20 protein-coding genes and 1 tRNA gene are annotated in these 16,155 nt (G+C 70.1%); 10 read left to right on the top strand and 11 right to left on the bottom strand.

What is annotated here, in order from left to right; translation table 11 throughout:
• Positions 1-135: 135 nt before the first annotated feature.
• Positions 136-717: a CC0125/CC1285 family lipoprotein gene (locus tag ACK41C_RS05660; protein WP_409651346.1), complete on the top strand. Its 582-nt coding sequence runs from the start codon at positions 136-138 to the stop codon at positions 715-717.
• A gap of 3 nt (positions 718-720) precedes the next feature.
• On the opposite strand, the gene ACK41C_RS05655 is transcribed toward ACK41C_RS05660, so the two are convergent.
• From ACK41C_RS05655 to ACK41C_RS05645, 3 genes are all read right to left on the bottom strand, one after another.
• Complete coding sequence (locus ACK41C_RS05655) at positions 721-972, bottom strand: hypothetical protein (protein WP_409651344.1); 252 nt, start codon at positions 970-972, stop codon at positions 721-723.
• Entirely contained in the window at positions 965-1,276 is a 312-nt protein-coding gene (locus ACK41C_RS05650; protein WP_409651342.1) for a hypothetical protein, read from the bottom strand. Before ACK41C_RS05650 ends, ACK41C_RS05655 begins: the two co-directional genes overlap by 8 nt.
• Before the next feature lie 108 nt (positions 1,277-1,384).
• Positions 1,385-1,519 carry a hypothetical protein gene (locus ACK41C_RS05645; RefSeq protein ID WP_409651340.1) on the bottom strand — a complete coding sequence of 45 codons (135 nt, stop codon included), beginning with the start codon at positions 1,517-1,519 and terminating at the stop codon, positions 1,385-1,387.
• A 136-nt stretch (positions 1,520-1,655) separates the two neighbouring features.
• On the opposite strand from ACK41C_RS05645, the gene ACK41C_RS05640 reads away from it, so the two are divergent.
• On the top strand, positions 1,656-2,063 hold the full coding sequence (locus ACK41C_RS05640; protein ID WP_409651338.1) for a response regulator: 408 nt from the start codon (positions 1,656-1,658) through the stop codon (positions 2,061-2,063).
• A gap of 12 nt (positions 2,064-2,075) precedes the next feature.
• Here ACK41C_RS05640 and ACK41C_RS05635 read toward each other — a convergent pair whose 3' ends face one another.
• From ACK41C_RS05635 to ACK41C_RS05625, 3 genes are all read right to left on the bottom strand, one after another.
• Entirely contained in the window at positions 2,076-3,527 is a 1,452-nt protein-coding gene (locus ACK41C_RS05635) for a sensor histidine kinase (RefSeq protein WP_409651336.1), read from the bottom strand.
• Positions 3,528-3,661: 134 nt separating this feature from the next.
• Positions 3,662-3,736 (bottom strand) — tRNA-Gly (locus ACK41C_RS05630).
• A 111-nt stretch (positions 3,737-3,847) separates the two neighbouring features.
• Positions 3,848-4,591, bottom strand: a complete 744-nt coding sequence (locus tag ACK41C_RS05625) for a DUF6065 family protein (RefSeq protein WP_409651334.1) — start codon at positions 4,589-4,591, stop codon at positions 3,848-3,850.
• 58 nt (positions 4,592-4,649) lie between these two features.
• On the opposite strand from ACK41C_RS05625, the gene ACK41C_RS05620 reads away from it, so the two are divergent.
• From ACK41C_RS05620 to ACK41C_RS05605, 4 genes are all read left to right on the top strand, one after another.
• A complete protein-coding gene (locus ACK41C_RS05620; protein WP_409651332.1) occupies positions 4,650-5,162 on the top strand; it encodes a prolyl-tRNA synthetase associated domain-containing protein in 513 nt (170 codons plus the stop codon).
• 92 nt (positions 5,163-5,254) lie between these two features.
• On the top strand, positions 5,255-6,151 hold the full coding sequence (locus ACK41C_RS05615) for a tetratricopeptide repeat protein (protein ID WP_409651330.1): 897 nt from the start codon (positions 5,255-5,257) through the stop codon (positions 6,149-6,151).
• Between the two features lie 13 nt (positions 6,152-6,164).
• Complete coding sequence (locus ACK41C_RS05610; protein WP_409651328.1) at positions 6,165-6,824, top strand: LON peptidase substrate-binding domain-containing protein; 660 nt, start codon at positions 6,165-6,167, stop codon at positions 6,822-6,824.
• A 9-nt stretch (positions 6,825-6,833) separates the two neighbouring features.
• Positions 6,834-7,040 (top strand): Trm112 family protein, encoded by a 207-nt coding sequence (locus ACK41C_RS05605; RefSeq protein ID WP_409651326.1) that lies wholly within the window; start codon positions 6,834-6,836, stop codon positions 7,038-7,040.
• On the opposite strand, the gene ACK41C_RS05600 is transcribed toward ACK41C_RS05605, so the two are convergent.
• A complete protein-coding gene (locus tag ACK41C_RS05600; RefSeq protein ID WP_409651324.1) occupies positions 7,037-8,326 on the bottom strand; it encodes a UbiH/UbiF/VisC/COQ6 family ubiquinone biosynthesis hydroxylase in 1,290 nt (429 codons plus the stop codon). The genes ACK41C_RS05605 and ACK41C_RS05600 overlap by 4 nt on opposite strands.
• Positions 8,327-8,444: 118 nt before the next feature.
• Here ACK41C_RS05600 and ACK41C_RS05595 point away from each other — a divergent pair, with 118 nt between their 5' ends.
• The 3 genes from ACK41C_RS05595 to ACK41C_RS05585 are packed head-to-tail and all read left to right on the top strand — an operon-like array spanning position 8,445 to position 11,763.
• Entirely contained in the window at positions 8,445-9,551 is a 1,107-nt protein-coding gene (locus ACK41C_RS05595; protein WP_409651322.1) for an HlyD family secretion protein, read from the top strand.
• Positions 9,548-11,155, top strand: coding sequence for a DHA2 family efflux MFS transporter permease subunit (locus ACK41C_RS05590; RefSeq protein ID WP_409651321.1), 1,608 nt, complete (start codon positions 9,548-9,550; stop codon positions 11,153-11,155). The genes ACK41C_RS05595 and ACK41C_RS05590 overlap by 4 nt, the downstream gene beginning before the upstream one ends.
• On the top strand, positions 11,155-11,763 hold the full coding sequence (locus ACK41C_RS05585) for a TetR/AcrR family transcriptional regulator (RefSeq protein ID WP_409651319.1): 609 nt from the start codon (positions 11,155-11,157) through the stop codon (positions 11,761-11,763). Before ACK41C_RS05590 ends, ACK41C_RS05585 begins: the two co-directional genes overlap by 1 nt.
• Before the next feature lie 16 nt (positions 11,764-11,779).
• Here ACK41C_RS05585 and ACK41C_RS05580 read toward each other — a convergent pair whose 3' ends face one another.
• The 4 genes from ACK41C_RS05580 to ACK41C_RS05565 form a co-directional block, all read right to left on the bottom strand.
• The gene (locus tag ACK41C_RS05580; protein WP_409651317.1) at positions 11,780-12,595 is read right to left on the bottom strand and encodes an enoyl-ACP reductase; all 816 of its coding nucleotides are present in this window, start codon (positions 12,593-12,595) and stop codon (positions 11,780-11,782) included.
• A 73-nt stretch (positions 12,596-12,668) separates the two neighbouring features.
• Positions 12,669-13,880, bottom strand: a complete 1,212-nt coding sequence (fabB, locus tag ACK41C_RS05575; protein ID WP_409651315.1) for a beta-ketoacyl-ACP synthase I — start codon at positions 13,878-13,880, stop codon at positions 12,669-12,671.
• Positions 13,881-13,906: 26 nt separating this feature from the next.
• Positions 13,907-14,425, bottom strand: a complete 519-nt coding sequence (fabA, locus tag ACK41C_RS05570) for a 3-hydroxyacyl-[acyl-carrier-protein] dehydratase FabA (RefSeq protein WP_409651313.1) — start codon at positions 14,423-14,425, stop codon at positions 13,907-13,909.
• An 86-nt stretch (positions 14,426-14,511) separates the two neighbouring features.
• Positions 14,512-15,060, bottom strand: coding sequence for an SH3 domain-containing protein (locus ACK41C_RS05565; protein ID WP_409651312.1), 549 nt, complete (start codon positions 15,058-15,060; stop codon positions 14,512-14,514).
• A 73-nt stretch (positions 15,061-15,133) separates the two neighbouring features.
• Here ACK41C_RS05565 and ACK41C_RS05560 point away from each other — a divergent pair, with 73 nt between their 5' ends.
• Positions 15,134-16,120, top strand: coding sequence for a 2-hydroxyacid dehydrogenase (locus ACK41C_RS05560; RefSeq protein WP_409651310.1), 987 nt, complete (start codon positions 15,134-15,136; stop codon positions 16,118-16,120).
• Positions 16,121-16,155 lie beyond the last annotated feature (35 nt).

Raw genomic sequence — 16,155 nt, 5'->3', positions numbered from 1 at the left:
CGCCTGCTCTCCAGCCTTGACCCCATCGCCCTGTCCGGCGACCAAGGTGCGGGGCAAGCGCAACCACAATTCGGCCCATGTGTTAGCCCTAAAAACAGGCAACGGCCCCGCGGGGCCGAATCCAGGTCAGCAACCATGAAACCGAAATCCGTCGCCCTCGCCGCCAGCCTGGCCCTCGCCGGCCTGCTGAGCGCCTGCGCGACCGCTACCCCCTATCAGCCGAACATCCCCGGCCAGGCCGTCTCCGGCGGCTATTCGGACCAGCAGATCGAGACCAACCGCTTCCGCGTCACCTTCTCCGGCAACAGCCTGACCTCGCGGGAGACGGTGGAGGCCTATCTGCTCTATCGCGCCGCCGAGTTGACCGTTCAGCAGGGCTACGACTGGTTCTCCGTCGTCGAGCGCGAGGTCGAGCGCGACCGCCGCACCTATGTGGAGCGCGATCCCTTCTACCGGCCTTGGTACGGCCCCAGCTACGCCTATTGGCGGCCCTCTTGGCGCTATTACGGCCCGGCCTATGGCTGGCGCACCTGGGATCCCTATTGGGGCGACCCCTTCTGGGCCGACCGCGTCGACGTGCGCACGGTCGACCGCTACGAGGCCAGCGCCGAGATCCTGATGCGGCGGGGGACCAAGCCGGCCGACGATCCGCGCGCCTTCGACGCCCGGGCGGTGATCGACAATATCGGCCCGCGGGTGGTGCGCCCGGGCGCCTGAGACCTATTCCCCGACCCTCCAGCCGAGCCCGACGCTGCGCACGGCGGGCAGGCTCCGCAGCCGCGCCGCCAGACGTTCGGCGCGGCGCGGCTCGAGGCCGGCGGTCTCCATGCGGATGGCGGCCCCGGTCGCGGCCGTCATCTCAAGCCCCACGACCCGCGCCCCCTGAACCTGGGCGGCCTGAAGCACGCGCAGCAGGACGTCCCCGCCAGGGTCCGCCTCGACCAGGAAGATGCGCCGCGCCGCCTCAGCCATGGTCCGGCCCGTAGGTGCGTTTCAGCAGCAGCCGGCCGGCGCGGTCGAAGGCGGCCAGCCGCAGAGCGCCGGGCGCCGAGGCCCAGACCAGTTCCCGGCTGGGCAAGCCCGCCGGCCAGGCCAGGGCTCGCTCCACCGCCACCAGGGTCTCGAACGCGCCGTCGCCGCCCAGCACCACCTCCAGCCGGGCGGTGCGCTCGATCAGGGACTTGGCCGACAGGGCGGCGACGAAGCCGCGGACGGCCGCGCCGGCGCCCTCGGGCGACGACGATGAGGGTGAAGGTCGGGAAAGGGGCGATGGCATGGTGCTGGTCCTCTGGTCGGGTCGGAAGGACCGGCGGCGCGCGCAACAAAAAACCCCGCTGCCTGTTCGGGAGCGGGGTTCCTGATCTTGCGATCCGCCGGCGGCTTGTCAGGTCGCGCGCGTTCGCCCCGTTCCCTGGAAGGGGGTGGTGATAATGGTCGCCATGGTCATCGACGCGCAGGCGGCCACGCACGCCGATTTGGGCGTGGAGGCGAGGCCGGCGGTGGCGACGAAGGCTTGCATGGCGTCCGATAGGCGGCGGAAACCTGGCCGCTATAGTCCCAGCCGACGCCGAGGACAAGGCTCGGCTGCCGGAACCCGGCGCGCCCAGAAGCATTGAAGCTCATTACAGAAATCAAGGATATGAGAAAGCCGGCACATGCGCGTGCTGATCGTCGAGGACGAGATCCTCGTGGCCATGGAGCTTGAGGAAACCCTGACCGAGCATGGGTTCGAGGTGGTGGGAATCGCGCCGGACAGCGCGACGGCCCTCCGGCTCGCCTCTACGGAAATCGACGTGGCTCTGGTCGACATCAATCTTCGCGACGGGGAAACCGGTATCGAGTTGGGTGAGCGGCTGGCCAACGAGGCCGACGTCGCCGTGGTGTTCGTCACCGCCAACGCCGGCCTGATGGAAGCGGGCGTGCCGGGCGCTGTGGGCGTGTTGCCCAAGCCCGCCTCTCGTCAGGCGGTGGCTGGCGCGGTCTCGTATGCGGCGATGAGGCGGCTCGCGCCGCACAGCCCCGCCCTGCCGGCCCCGCCGCGCAGCATGCGGTTGTTCGCCTGATCGGAAGGCGCGCTATTCGGAACGGCTGACCCGACTCTGGCGAGTCAGGGACGCGGTCGGGACCCGCAGTTCGGCCACCAGGCCTTCGGGCCGCCAGTCGCGCCGCATTTCGCCGCCCAGCTGACCCTCGGCGCTCACACGAGACAGCGTCGCGCCAAAGCCTTCCGTGGAAGGGGGATGGAGAACGGGTGGCCCGCCGACCTCGCGCCAGACGAGCTCATAGGCCTCGTCCTTGAGATGGCCGACCAGTTCGACCCGTCCCTCTGGCTGCGTGAGCGCGCCATACTTGGCCGCGTTGGTGGCCAGTTCGTGGAAGATCAGCGCCAGCGGCGTGGCGGCCCGGTCGTCGATCCGCGCGTCTTCGCCCCTGAGCACGATCCGCGGCGCCCCTTCTGCGCCATAGGGTGCGAACAGCTCCCCGAGCATGGCGAAAACCGTCGCCGGCCCGGGGTCGCGGCGGGAGCGTTCCGAATGGGGCCGCACGAAGTCGTGGGCGCGGCCGAGGGCCATGACCCGTTCGCGCAGGGCGTCGGCGTAGGCCTTGGCGTGCGGCGCCCGCCTGGCCGAGATGGAGATCAGGCCCGAGATGACCGAAAAGATGTTCTTGATCCGGTGCGACAGCTCCTGGCTGACCAGTTCTCGCTCCTCAAGCAGCCGCTTGGCGTCGTCGATGTCGGTGCAGGTGCCGAACCAACGCCGGATCCGCCCCTGTGCGTCGCGCAGCGGCAGGGCGCGCCCCAGGGTCCAGCGATAGACCCCGTCGTGCCGGCGCAGGCGGTACTCGATTTCGTAGGGTTCTCCCGTAGCCAGGCATCGACGCCATGCCTCCCAGGCGCGATCCTGGTCCTCGGGATGGAACATCGCGTTCCAGCCTTCCCCGTCCGTGGAACCCGCCGGCGCCCCCGTGAACTCGTACCAGCGGGCGTTGTAGTAGTCGTGCAGGCCGTCGGGCGTCGTCGACCAGACCATCTGGGGCATGGTGTCGGCGATCACGCGGAACTTCTGTTCTTCCGCCCTCAAGGCCGCGGCCGTGCGGCGCAGGTCGAGCTGAGCGGCGACCTGTCGGGCCAGCGCCTGCAAGGTTTCAGCCTGTTCCGGCGTCAGACCGTCGGCGCGCGCCTCGGCGGCGGCGACGCAGACAGCGCCCACCGGCGTCCCGTCGAGGTCCACGCGCGCGGCCGCCAGAAAGGCTGGATGACGGCCCGGCCCGGCCCACACCATCAGCGGGCCATCGGCGACGGCCTGTTCACAGGCCGCCAGCAGGGCGTCGCGGGCGCCTTCGTCCATGCGCCAGGCGGCCTTGGCCCAATGGCGGCCTCCAGCGGCGAATCCGATCAGGGCGCCGTCGGCGCGGCAGGCGAGGCCCGCAATTCGCGCGATGTCATCGAGGGCAGGCTCCGCGGCGTCGTCCAGCACCCCCGTGGCGGCCAGGGCCGCCGCCGTCTCGTCCGCCGTTCTCGCCAAGTCCCATCGCCTCTCTTCGCCGCCCAAGCTCCGCCGCGAGGGGATAATGCCCGAGCCTGATTTCGGTTGTGGAAAATGCGCCAAAACGACGAAGGGCCGGGCGATCGCTCACCCGGCCCTGCCGTTTCCCGAAATGGAGCGGGCGAGGCGATTCGAACGCCCGACCCCAACCTTGGCAAGGTTGTGCTCTACCCCTGAGCTACGCCCGCGCTCCTCGGACCCGCCGGAACCCGGCCGCCCGAAATTCGAGAGAGCGGGCTTATGGCAGAGGGCTCCGCCGATTGCAAGCCGCCCCCGCCGGTTCTTTTCGCCGCGCCGGCTCAACCCCCGAAGCGAGGCGTCTTCAGGCGGCGCTTATTGACGTGGTCCTTAGGCGCTGCGCCGGTCTCCTCCGGGAATTCCCCTTTGAAGTAGTAGCGCTGCCAGGCCTCCTTGGTGGCGTCGGGGTCGGCGCGGAAGATCCGCTTGTTGAACTCCGCACGGTGCCGTTCCCAGGTGTCGTACTGGTCGCGAAGCTCCGGATTGCGGTCCATCGGCCGGATCGTCGGCTGGAACTGGGCGAGCTGCTTGTCCTGCATGAGGGTGATGAAGCAGAAGGGCTCGCCCTTCTCGAACCGCACCTTGCCGGGCCGCGTGAAGACCCAGTTCATGGTGAAGGGAAACGGCAGCCAGTCGGTCTCCACCAGACCCGCCAGGGGCTGGATGCCGTCCTTGATATGGTTCGGCGGCCCCTGGCACATCATCGACCAGCCCGGCGGCGTGCGGAACAGATAGCCGGGGTGGAAGGTCAGCACGCCGTGGCTGAAGTGCGACTTCACGAAGTTATGGAAATCGGGATGCGGCCGGTCCGGCGTAAGCACGATATCGGCCTGATTGATCCCGCCGTTCCACTCGGCCGTGAAGGCCATGGGGCAGAGAATCTCCCAGCCGGTGGTGTTGGCCATGGAGAGCGGGAGGCAGCGATAGGGGTGGCGTTCGGCGAAGCGGTCCATCCAGGCGCGCTGCGGCCGCCCCGGCACGATTTCCGGCGGCTGCTGGGCGGTGGGATAGCACTCGAGCTCCATGGGTTTCCTCCGACTGATCCCATTGCTCTAGCCGCGCGCCCGCCCCTATTGAAGCCCTATGAAGACCCGCGCCGACCTGTTCGCCTTCTTCGACGCCCACGGGATCGAGCACGCGACCTACGAGCACCCGGCGGTGTTCCGCGTCGGCGAGGGCGAGGGGATCAAGGACCATATCCCCGGCGCCCACACCAAGAACCTGTTCCTGAAGGACGCCAAGGGTCGGATCTGGCTGATTTCGGCGGAGGACCGCACGGTCATCGACCTGAAGCGCCTGCATCATGTGATCGGCTCGGCAAGGCTCTCCTTCGGCTCGGCCGAGCTGATGGCCGAGGTGCTGGGCGTCACGCCGGGTTCGGTGACCGCCTTCGCCCTGATCAACGACGCCGAACGGCGCTGCACGTTCGTGCTGGACCGCCGGCTGGCCGAGGCCGAGCGGGTCAATTTCCATCCGCTGGAGAACACTGCCACCACCGGCGTTCCGGCCGAAGGCTTCGGAAGGTTCCTGGCCGCGCTGGGGATCGAGCCCCTGGTGGTCGACTTCGCCGCCATGCAGGTGGTGGAACGCGCATGATCCGTTGAAGCCTGGCCCGCATGGGACCATTTTAGCCGCTGGGCGCGTTAGCCCCGGACCAGAGACCACGACGCAAGACGGGAAGGACCGCCATGACCCTGATCGGCGAAACCCAGGCCAAGTCCGCCGGCGACCTGATCAAGGATGGGACCGACGCCAGCTTCGCGGCCGACGTCATCGAAGCCTCGCGCGACACGCCGGTGATCGTCGACTTCTGGGCCACCTGGTGCGGCCCCTGCCGCCAGCTGGGCCCGGCCCTTGAGCGCGCCGTGACCGCCGCCAAGGGCAAGGTGAAGCTGGTCAAGATCGACATCGACAAGAACCCGCAGTTCGCCGGCCAGTTGCGCGTGCAGTCGATCCCCGCCGTCTTCGCCTTCGTCGGCGGCCGGCCGGTGGACGGCTTCATGGGCGCCCTGCCCGAGAGCCAGGTGAAGCAGTTCGTCGACCGCCTGGCCGCCCAGGCGCCGGCCGACGCCGTGGACGACCTCCTGGCCATGGGCAGGGAGTCCCTGGAGCTCGGCGACGTGGGCGGGGCGGCCCAGGCCTTCGCCCAGGTGCTGCGCGAGGATCCGCAGAACGTGAAGGCCCTGGGCGGCCTCGCCCGCGCCTATCTGGCCGGCGGCGACGCCGAGCGGGCCGCCGAGATCGCCGCCATGGCGCCGCCCGACGCCAAGGACCCGGACCTGGACTCGGTGCGGGCCGCGCTCGCCCTGGCCGAAGAGGCCCCCTCGGAGGTCCGCGCCTACGAGGAACGTCTGGCTCGCGATCCCGACGATCACGAAGCGCGCTACGAGATCGCCAAGGCCCTCGCCGGCCGCGGCCGCTGGCAGGAGGCGGCCGACCACCTGCTGACCATCATCGAACGCGACCGGGCCTGGAACGACGAGGCCGCCCGCAAGCAGCTGCTGACCATCTTCGAGGCGGCCGGCGCGGGTTCGGACATCGCGCGGTCCGGCCGGCGGCGGCTGTCCTCGATCCTGTTCTCTTGAGGGAGGGCGCGACATGGCCGCCTACCGGCGCATCGGCGACCTGCCCCAGGTGATCCCGGTCTTTCCGCTCGACGGCGCCCTGCTGCTGCCGGGCGGCGAGCTGCCCCTGCAGATCTTCGAGCCGCGCTATCTGAACATGATCGACGACGCCATGGCCGGCGACCGGATCGTCGGCATGGTTCAGACCAAGCCCGGCGGCGACCGGGTGCGGCCGAACCTCGCCGGCGTCGGGTGCATGGGCCGCATCACGGCCTTTTCCGAGACGTCCGACGGCCGCTATCTCATCACGCTGACCGGCGTGTGCCGCTTCAATGTCGGCGAGGAATTGCCGGTGCGCACGCCTTATCGCCAGGTGCGGGCCGACTACGGCCCTTATGCGGACGACCTGACCGACGGTCCGGAAGCGTCCAGCGAGTTCGACCGCCGGCGCTTCGCCCAGGCCCTGAAGCGCTATCTGAATCGGCGGGAGCTGGACATCGACTGGGAGACGGCCGAGTCCGCGCCGCTCGACATCCTGGTCACCAGCCTGGCCATGGGGCTGCCCTTCGACCCGGCCGAGAAACAGGCGCTGCTCGAGGCGCCCGACATGACCTGCCGCTGCGAGGCGCTGACGGCCCTGCTCGAGATCGACGCCATGGGCGACGGCGATGACGAACCGCAGTCGATGCAGTAGAGGACGGCCATGAGCGAGACCGCCGTTCCCGTCGCCCCGTCCGCCGAGGTCGATCCCCGCCTGCTGGAGGTGCTGGTCTGCCCGGTCACCCACGGCCCCTTGGAATACGACCGCGAGGCCGGCGAGCTCGTCTCGCGCAGCGCCAAGCTCGCCTATCCGATCCGGGACGGCGTGCCCATCATGCTGCCCGAAGAGGCCCGCGAGCTCGAAGCTTAGAGCGCCTCGCCGCGCAGCAGGCGAGGCAGGTCGCCAGTCGCACCGCCGGCGTCGTGCATGAAGAAGCGGCGGGCCGGGCCGATGCGGTTGACCGCCGCAAGCCCCGCCCCGCGCGCCAGGCGCAGCAGCGGATTGTCGTTGGAGAACAGGCGGTTGAACACATCCGTCGCCGCCGCCAGCATCACAGTGTCGAAGCTGCGCCAGCGGGCGTAGCGCTCCAGCACCGCCTCCGAGCCGATGTGCTCGCCCAGGCGCGCGGCGTCCACCAGCACCTCGGCCAGCGCCGCAGCGCCCTTCAGGCCCAGGTTCAGCCCCTGGCCTGCGATGGGATGGATCCCGTGGGCGGCGTCGCCCAGCAGGGCCGTCCGCGGGGCGGTCATCCGCTCGGCGATCTGCAGCGACAGGGGATAGGTGAAGACCGCGCCCTCCAGGCGCGCCTCGCCCAGAAGCTCGCCGAACCGCCGCTGCAGGTGGGCGTGGAACACTTCCGGCCGCGCCGCCTTCAAGGCCGCGGCGCGCGCCTTGGGCTCGGTCCAGACCAGGCTGGCCCGGTCGTCGGTCAGGGGCAGGATGGCGAACGGCCCGCCCGGTAGGAAGTATTCGTGCGCCACGCCCTCGTGGCTGCGGGCCAGGCGCACCGTGGCCACCACCCCCGCCTGGCCGTAGTCCCAGCCGATCGTGTCGATCCCGGCCGCCCGTCGCACCGCCGAACCGCGGCCCTCGGCGCCCACCACCAGGGGCGCCGACAGGCGCCGCCCGTCCTCCAGCGAAACGGTCGCCTCGCGGGTGCCGAAGGCCACGTCCGAGACACGCGCCGGCGCCAGGACCGGAATCTCGGCGGCGGAGACCGCCCGGGCGAGGGCGACGCGGGCGCTCCGGTTCTCCAGCATGTAGCCCAGGGGCTCGCCGTCGGAACGGTCGGCGATCTCAGCGGAATCGAAGCGCAGGTAGAAGGGGCCCGGCCGCCCCGCCGAGGCGCCGGGCGAGCGGCCGTCCGTCACCAGGATCTGTTCGATCGGCTGGGCGTGCGGTTCGATGTCGGCGGCGAGGCCCAGCGCCCGCCACTGGCGGAACGAGGCGAAGGCCAGCGCCGAGGCGCGGCCGTCGAAGCTCTCGGCCAGCTGGTCGTCGAAGGGGATCGGATCGATCAGAACGGGGGCGAGGCCCCCCTGCTTCAAGGCGAGCGCCAGGGTCGCGCCGGCGAGGCCTGCGCCGGCGATGATCACGTCTGCGTCCAGGGTCTGGGCCATGGCGGCCATATGCCGGGGAAAGGCCGCGCCCGTCATCTGCAAACTCGCGGCGGCGGTAGATTGGACGGATGCGTCCATTTTTCGCTTGCGGCCGCCCGGAGGGACTGAAATCCTGCCGCCATTCTTTTCGCTCATTTCCTGTCGAGCCGGCGCCATGACGCTTCCGAAGAATTTCGTCCCTCTGGCGGCGGCGGCCGTGGTCGTGCTGGCCCTCGCCGTCGGCGGGGGGTTCTGGTGGATCGACAAGCAGAGGCACGAGGGGACCGACAACGCCTTCGTCCAAGCCGACAAGGTGACTGTGGCCCCGCAGGTCGACGGCTACATCGCCGAGGTGCTGGTGGAGGACAACAGCCCCGTCACCGCCGGCCAGGTGGTGGCGCGGATCGACCCCGCCCCCTTCCGCGCGAGGCTGGCCCAGGCGGAGGCCAACGCCCAGGCGCTGCAAGCCGCCGTCCGGGGCGTCGACGACCGCGCGAGGCTGGAACAGGCGATGATCGCCCAGAAGGCGGCGGGGCTGGCCAGCGCTTCGGCCCAGGCCGACTTGGCCGCCGCCGAACTGGAGCGCTACGGCCACCTCGCGACCCAAGGCTGGGTCTCGCCCCAACGCGCCCAGACCGCACGCGCGGCCGCCACCCAGGCCAGCGCCGGGGTCGCCGAGGCCCGCGCCGGCCTGGAAGCCGAACGCCGCGCCGCCGAATCCCTGGGCTCGACCCGCGCCCAGACGCTGGCCCAGGCGCAAGCCGCGCTCGCCACGGTGGAGCAGGCCCGCATCGACCTCGACCGCACGGAGATCCGCGCGCCCGCCTCGGGCGTGGTCGGCGCGCGTTCGGTGCGCCCCGGCCAGTACGTCCGCCCCGGCTCCGCCCTGATGAGCGTGGTGCCGCTGGGCGAAGCCTATGTGGTGGCCAATTTCAAGGAGACCCAGGTCGCCCGCCTGCGCATCGGCCAGCCGGTGACCATCACCGCCGACGCCTTCGGCAAGCGGAAGATCAAGGGTCGGATCGAGAGCTTCGCCCCGGCCACGGGCTCGGAATTCGCCCTGATCCCGGTGGAGAACGCGGTCGGCAACTTCACCAAGATCGCCCAGCGCCTGCCGGTGAAGATCGCCGTCGACGCCGATTCGCCCCTGGCCGGCGCCCTTCGGCCCGGCCTTTCGGTGAAGGTGAAGGTCGACGTCACCGCCGACACCGGCCCTTCCTTCGCCGAGGCGCAGGCCCCGCGGCGCCACGCGCAGCAGGGCCAGGCGCGCCAAGAGCCGTGACTGCCCAGGCCCCGTCGCCGCCCCTCTACGTCCCGCCGCCGCGCCACCTGACGCCGACGGGCGAGATCGACTGGCCCAAGGTCTTCCTGGGTTTCGGCGGGATGATCCTGGGCCAGTTCATGGCGGTGCTGGACATCCAGATCGTCGCCGCTTCCCTGACTCAGATCCAGGCGGGCATCGGCGCCACCGCCGACGAGATCACCTGGGTCCAGACCAGTTACCTGCTGGCCGAGGTGGTGACGATCCCGCTCGCCGCCTACCTCTGCAAGATGTGGAGCACGCGGACGGTCTATCTGTGGGCCACCGCCGCCTTCATCGTCACCTCCATCGCCACCGGTCTGGCGGGCTCCATCGAGACCATGATCCTGTTCCGGGCGCTGCAGGGCCTGGCCGCCGGCGCCCTGATCCCGGTGGGCTTCGCCACGGCCATGACTGTGTTCCCGCCCGACCGCCGGGTGACGGCCAACGTCATCTTCGGCCTGGTCGTCACCCTCGCCCCCACCATCGGGCCGACGCTCGGCGGGCACCTGACCGAGGCGCTGAGCTGGCGCTGGCTGTTCTTCATCAACATCGCGCCCGGCCTTCTGGTGATGTTCCTGGTGGCCCGCTACGGCGACTTCGACACCGGCGACCCTTCGCTTGCCAAGGGGGTGGACTGGTGGGGCTTGGCGACCATGACCCTCTTCCTGCTCTCCATGCAGTACGTGCTGGAGGAGGGATCGAGCGAAGGCTGGTTCGAGGACGACCTGATCCTCTGGCTGACGGTCGCGGCGCTCGTCTCGGGCGTCGTCTTCATCTGGCGGCAGCTCGCCTACAGCCAGCCGATCGTCTCGCTCAGGCCCTTCGCCGACCGCAACTTCGCCCTTGGCGCCATGATGAACTTCGTCTCGGGCGCGGGCCTGTTCGGCGGCACCTTCATCCTGCCGCTGTTCCTCGGCCAGGTGCTCCACTACACCGCCGCCCAAGTGGGCACGACCATGCTGGTCTCGGGCCTGGTGATGTTCGCCATGGCGCCGGTGGGTGGGCGGATCGTGCGCGCGGTCGGCGTGCGGATCCCGCTGGTGCTTGGCTTCGGTCTCGCCGCCTATGGCATCGGGCTCGGCGCACGGGTCACCGCCGACTGGGGCTTCTGGGAATTCGCCGTGCTGCAGGCGTTCCGGGGGGTGGGCGTGATGCTGGCCATGATCGCCTCCTCGCAACTGGCCGTGGCCACCCTGCCCCAGAACCAGATGAAGGACGCCTCGGGCCTCATAAACCTGATCCGCAACGTCGGCGGCGCGGTGGGCATGGCGCTGCTGGCGACGCTGATGAGCGACCAGTCCGCCCTGCATCTGGCCGACATGGCGGCCGCCGTCAGCATGTCCAATCCGCAGGCCCAGGAGATGCTGGACGGCCTCACCGCCCTGATGCAGCAGCGCGGCGTGGCCGATCCGGAGGGCGCAGCGCGCAAGGCCTTCGGCATGATGATGCGGCGCGAGGCCACGGTGCTGGGCTTCGGCGACGGCTTCTTCTTCCTGGCCGCAGCCTGCGCCGCCGCAGGGCTGCTCGGCCTGTTCGCCAATCCGCCGCGGCCCGAGCCGCTGCCCGTGGTGAGCCGCCGCTGATGCCCCGGATCGCCGGCCAGATCGACCCCGCCAAGACCGAGGCCATCCTCGACGCCGCGGCCGAGGTGTTCGGCGAACGCGGCCTGGCCGCCCCTGTGGAGGAGATCGCCCGTCGCGCCGGGGTCTCCAAGCAGACCATCTACAACCGCTACGGCTCCAAGGCCGAGCTGATGCGGGCCATCGTCGAGCGGCGGGTGGACGAGATCACCGCGCCGCTCCTGATCCCCGGCGCCGAGGAGCGCCCGGAAGAGACGCTGGCCGCCTTCGGCCGGGCGATGATCGAGGCGGTGCTGAAGCCGCGCGGCGTGGCCATGCTGCGCATGACGGTGCAGAGCGCCGTCGAACTGCCGGACCTGGCCCGCGCCTTCCACGAATCCGGCCCGGCGACCTCGCGCCGCCGCCTGGCGCGGTTTCTGGCCCTGGAGGCGGAGGCCGGCCGCCTGGCCATCGACGATCCGGACCAGGCCGCGGACTTCTTCGCCAGCATGGTGATCGGCGCCCGGCAGCTCGCCGGCCTCCTGGGCGTCGCCCAGCCCCTCTCGGAGCCCGAGATCGACGCCATCGCCGCCGAGGCCGCCCGCCGCCTGATGCGCGCCTACGCGCCTTAGGTCCGGCCGTGGTCTCTCAGCCCTCGCTCTCGCTCGAGCCCAGGCCCATGATGTGGAAGCCGGCGTCCACATGCACCACCTCGCCGGTGGTGGAGAGGCCGAGGTCCGACATCAGCCAGAGCGCGCAACCCGCGACGCCCTCCATCGAGGTGTCCTCGCCCATGGCCGAGAGCGCCCGGCCCTGGGCGAGCATGGAGCGGCCGCCGGAGATGCCGGCCAGGGACAGGGTCTTCATCGCCCCGGCGGAGATGGCGTTCACCCGAATTCTGCGCGGGCCGAGATCGCGGGCGGCGTAGCGCACGGCCGCCTCCAGCGCCGCCTTGGCCACGCCCATGGTGTTGTAGTTGGGGATCGCCCGCTCGGCGCCCAGATAGGTCATGGTGACGATCGAGCCGCCGTTCGGCATCAGCTTCGCCGCGCGCCGGGCGCAGTCGACGAAGGAGAAGGCGGAGATCTCCATCGCCCGGAGGAAGCCTTCGCGGGTGGTGTTGTCGACGAAGGAGCCCTTCAGCTCGTCCTTGTTGGCGAAGGCGATGGAGTGCAGGAAGAAGTCGAGCGTCCCGTGCGCCGCCTCCACCGCCTCGAAGGCGGCGTCCATCGAGGCTTCGTCGGTCACGTCGGCCGCGATCACCGCCTTCACGCCGAGGCTCTCGGCCAGGGGCTGAACCCGGCGCTCCATGCCCGGCAGATGCAGGAAGCTCATCTCCGCGCCCTGGGCGGCGAGCTGCGAGGCGATTCCCCAGGCGATCGACTGGTGGTTGGCCACCCCGGTGATGACGCCCTTCTTGCCCTTCATCAGCTCGCCCTTGGGCATCGAATAGTCTTCGGCCACGCGCGTCTCCTGGCGTTGTCGTCTTCTTTGGGGCGAGTTTTTGGACGCCGCGGCGGCCCCGCGCAAGCGGGGTTTAGGCGCGGGCCAGGATCAGGCAGCCGTTGGTGCCGCCGAAGCCGAAGGAGTTGGACATGGCCGTCTCCACCTGGCGGTCGGCCCGCCGACGCAGGATCGGCAGGTCGGCGAAGGCTGGGTCGAGGGTTTCGATGTGCGCGCTCTCGGCCAGGAAACCGTTGTTCAGCATCAGGATCGAATAGATCGCCTCCTGCGCCCCGGCCGCGCCAAGGCTGTGGCCGGTCAGCGACTTGGTGGACGAGATCGCCGGCGGCTCGGCGCCAAACACTTCGCGCACGGCCTCCATTTCCTTGATGTCGCCCACCGGCGTGGAGGTGCCGTGCGGGTTCAGGTAGTCGATCTTGCGGCCGCCGGCGCTCTGCAGGGCCAGGCGCATGCAGCGCGCCGCGCCCTCGCCGGAGGGCGCCACCATGTCGAAGCCGTCGGAATTGGCGGCGTAGCCCACCACCTCGGCATAGATCTTGGCCCCGCGCGCCTTGGCGCGCTCGTATTCCTCCAGCACGACGATCCCGGCGCCGCCGGCGATCACGAAGCCGTCGCGGTCGGCGTCATAGGCCCGGCTGGCCGTCGCCGGGCGGTCGTTGAAGTTGGAGCTCATGGCGCCCATGGCGTCGAAGAGCACCGAAAGGGTCCAGTCGATCTCCTCCGTGCCGCCGGCGAAGACCACGTCCTGCTTGCCGAGCTGGATCTGTTCGTAGGCCGAGCCGATGCAGTGGGTGGAGGTGGCGCAGGCCGAGGAGATCGAAAAGTTGAGGCCACGGATCTTGAACCACGTGGCCAGCGTCGCCGAGGCGCCGGAGCTCATCGCCTTGGGCACCGCGAAGGGGCCGACGCGCTTGGGGCCGCGTTCCTTCGCCGTCGCCGCCGCCTCGACGATGGCCTTGGTGGAAGGCCCTCCGGAGCCGACGATCAGGCCCGTCCGCTCATGCGAAACCTCGTCCGGCGCGAGGCCGGAATCGGCGATCGCCTGCTCCATGGCGATGTGGCCGAAGGCGGTTCCTTGGGCGAGGAAACGGGCGGCGCGGCGGTCGACCATCGCCTCCCAGTCGATCTGGGGCGCCGCATGGACCTGCGAGCGGAAGCCGAGTTCGGCGTATTCCGGCGCGGCTGAGATGCCCGACTTCGCCTCCCGCAGGGAGGCCAGGACCTCGTTCGCGTTGTTTCCGATGGACGAGACGATCCCGATCCCGGTGACGACGACGCGACGCATGGCTTCCTTTTCCCGTTCTGACGGCGTCAGGGCCGCTGATAGAGCCCGACGCGGAGGTCCGCAGCCGAATAGATGGGATTTCCGTCGGCCTCCAGCACGCCGTCGCCGATCCCCATCACCAAGCGGCGATTGATCACCCGCTTCATGTCGATCTTGTAGGTGACCTTCTTGATGTCGGGTGTCACCTCGCCGGCGAACTTCACCTCGCCGCAACCGAGCGCGCGCCCCCGGCCCTTGCCGCCGATCCAGCCCAGATAGAACCCGACCAGCTGCCACATGGCGTCCAGGCCCAGGCTGCCCGGCATCACCGGATCGCCGATGAAGTGGCAGTCGAAGAACCAGAGGTCCGGGTTGATGTCGAACTCCGCCTCGATACGGCCCTTGCCGTGCGCCCCACCCTCGTCGGTGATGAGCGTGATGCGGTCGAACAGCAGCATCGGCGGCGCCGGAAGCTGCGCATTGCCCGGACCGAACATCTCGCCCCGGCTGCAGGTCAGCAGCTCTTCGAGGTCGTACCGGTCCTTGGCCTTGGCGCCCGTGGTCATGCATCGGCCTTTCGGCGGCGGGCTCCGTTGCGGGAGCCTCGTTGAAGTTTCGGAACGGCAGGCCCTAGCAGAGCCCGCCCCGATGCTCAACGGGCGTGGGATGGGCGGCACTGGACCGCATCGGCCGTTCCCCACAGCCCGGAAGCCGGAGCCCAGCCGGTGACGCCGTCCACGCGCACCTTGCACCAGTCCTCGTCGCAGCGGACCAACGCGGCGATGGCCCGCGGGTTCAGATAGGCGCGAATCTCGGCCTCCGCGCGCGGTCTGGAGCGGATCGGCAGGGGGCTCTGCCGCACGCGCATCACCGTGCGCCGGCCGTCGGTCAGCCGCTTGTGCACCCAGGCCATGTTGCCCTGGGGGTCGCAGATGCGCCGCCATTGGCTGTTCTCGGCCACCACCTGCACCGGCAGGCCTTTCACCTGATAGACCCAGAGCAGCCGATGATCCTCGCCCGGGCCGGCCCGGGCGTAGACCTTGTCGAACTTCAGGGAGATGTAGCGCGGCACCGGGTAGCCCGAAGGCGTGGCGCGCTCGGCCGCCGCCGGGCCTGCGGCTCCGGCCGCCAACAGGGCCGCCAGGAGAGGCAGGAGGGTGCGAAGACGCCGGTTCGGGTCAGGCTCGCCTTGGCCGTGCATGGGGGCTTTGCTAGAGGTTCCTGCGAACAAGAGAAACGCCCCGCGCACAGTTAAAGATTCCTTTCCGGACCCCATGGCCGCCCGCAAGCCGAAAGTCATCGTCACACGCAAGCTTCCGGACCCCGTGGAAACGCGGCTGCGCGAGCTGTTCGACACCGAACTCAACCTCACCGACGCGCCGATGAGCCGCGAAGCCCTGACCGAGGCGGTGAAGACCGCCGCGGCCCTGGTGCCGACCATCACCGACAAGATCGACGCCGAGCTGATCGCCCAGGCCGGCGATCAGCTGAAATTGATCGCCAACTTCGGCGCCGGCGTCGATCACATCGACGTGGCCGCGGCCAACGCCCGCGGCGTCACGGTGACCAACACGCCGGGCGTGCTGACCGACGACACCGCCGACCTGACCATGGCGCTCATCATGGCGGTCGCCCGGCGGGTGGTGGAAGGCGCCAATGTGGCGCAGAGCGGCGGCTTCACCGGCTGGACTCCCACCTGGATGATGGGCCGGCGGATCACCGGCAAGCGACTGGGGATCATCGGCATGGGCCGGATCGGCCAGGCGGTGGCGCGCCGGGCGCGCGCCTTCGGCATGTCGATCCACTATCACAACCGCAAGCCGGTCAGCCACGTGATCGCCGAAGAGCTGGGCGCGACCTACTGGGAAAGCCTGGACCAGATGCTGGCGCGGATGGACGTGATCAGCGTCAATTGCCCCCACACCCCGGCCACCTACCATCTGCTGTCGGCCCGGCGGCTGAAGCTGCTGCAGCCCCACGCCATCGTGGTCAACACCGCCCGCGGCGAGATCATCGACGAGGCGGCCCTGGCCGACCTGCTGGCCAAGGGCGGCATCGCCGGCGCGGGCCTGGACGTCTTCGAGTTCGAGCCGGCGATCAATCCGAAGCTGCTCAAGCTCCCCAACGCCGTCCTCCTGCCCCACCTCGGCTCGGCCACGGTCGAGGCCCGCATCGACATGGGCGAGAAGGTCATCGTCAACATCAAGACCTGGGCCGACGGCCACCGCCCGCCCGACCGGGTGATCCCAGCGATGCTGTGAGGCGAGGCGCAAGCTTCGCTGTTGACGACGACCGC

Source organism: Phenylobacterium sp. (genome assembly GCF_046290725.1).
Taxonomy (GTDB): domain Bacteria; phylum Pseudomonadota; class Alphaproteobacteria; order Caulobacterales; family Caulobacteraceae; genus Phenylobacterium.
This window is presented reverse-complemented; position numbering and strand designations above follow the sequence as displayed.

What these genes read in the sequence shown, in the direction of transcription:
- fabA (WP_409651313.1), bottom strand. Translation starts at nt 14,425, where the DNA reads ATGACCACGGGCGCCAAGGCCAAGGACCGGTACGACCTCGAAGAGCTG.
- ACK41C_RS05600 (WP_409651324.1), bottom strand. Translation starts at nt 8,326, where the DNA reads ATGACGGGCGCGGCCTTTCCCCGGCATATGGCCGCCATGGCCCAGACC.
- fabB (WP_409651315.1), bottom strand. Translation starts at nt 13,880, where the DNA reads ATGCGTCGCGTCGTCGTCACCGGGATCGGGATCGTCTCGTCCATCGGA.
- ACK41C_RS05625 (WP_409651334.1), bottom strand. Translation starts at nt 4,591, where the DNA reads ATGGAGCTCGAGTGCTATCCCACCGCCCAGCAGCCGCCGGAAATCGTG.
- ACK41C_RS05620 (WP_409651332.1), top strand. Translation starts at nt 4,650, where the DNA reads ATGAAGACCCGCGCCGACCTGTTCGCCTTCTTCGACGCCCACGGGATC.
- ACK41C_RS05605 (WP_409651326.1), top strand. Translation starts at nt 6,834, where the DNA reads ATGAGCGAGACCGCCGTTCCCGTCGCCCCGTCCGCCGAGGTCGATCCC.
- ACK41C_RS05565 (WP_409651312.1), bottom strand. Translation starts at nt 15,060, where the DNA reads ATGCACGGCCAAGGCGAGCCTGACCCGAACCGGCGTCTTCGCACCCTC.
- ACK41C_RS05655 (WP_409651344.1), bottom strand. Translation starts at nt 972, where the DNA reads ATGGCTGAGGCGGCGCGGCGCATCTTCCTGGTCGAGGCGGACCCTGGC.
- ACK41C_RS05650 (WP_409651342.1), bottom strand. Translation starts at nt 1,276, where the DNA reads ATGCCATCGCCCCTTTCCCGACCTTCACCCTCATCGTCGTCGCCCGAG.
- ACK41C_RS05585 (WP_409651319.1), top strand. Translation starts at nt 11,155, where the DNA reads ATGCCCCGGATCGCCGGCCAGATCGACCCCGCCAAGACCGAGGCCATC.
- ACK41C_RS05645 (WP_409651340.1), bottom strand. Translation starts at nt 1,519, where the DNA reads ATGCAAGCCTTCGTCGCCACCGCCGGCCTCGCCTCCACGCCCAAATCG.
- ACK41C_RS05640 (WP_409651338.1), top strand. Translation starts at nt 1,656, where the DNA reads ATGCGCGTGCTGATCGTCGAGGACGAGATCCTCGTGGCCATGGAGCTT.
- ACK41C_RS05615 (WP_409651330.1), top strand. Translation starts at nt 5,255, where the DNA reads ATGACCCTGATCGGCGAAACCCAGGCCAAGTCCGCCGGCGACCTGATC.
- ACK41C_RS05610 (WP_409651328.1), top strand. Translation starts at nt 6,165, where the DNA reads ATGGCCGCCTACCGGCGCATCGGCGACCTGCCCCAGGTGATCCCGGTC.
- ACK41C_RS05660 (WP_409651346.1), top strand. Translation starts at nt 136, where the DNA reads ATGAAACCGAAATCCGTCGCCCTCGCCGCCAGCCTGGCCCTCGCCGGC.
- ACK41C_RS05560 (WP_409651310.1), top strand. Translation starts at nt 15,134, where the DNA reads ATGGCCGCCCGCAAGCCGAAAGTCATCGTCACACGCAAGCTTCCGGAC.
- ACK41C_RS05595 (WP_409651322.1), top strand. Translation starts at nt 8,445, where the DNA reads ATGACGCTTCCGAAGAATTTCGTCCCTCTGGCGGCGGCGGCCGTGGTC.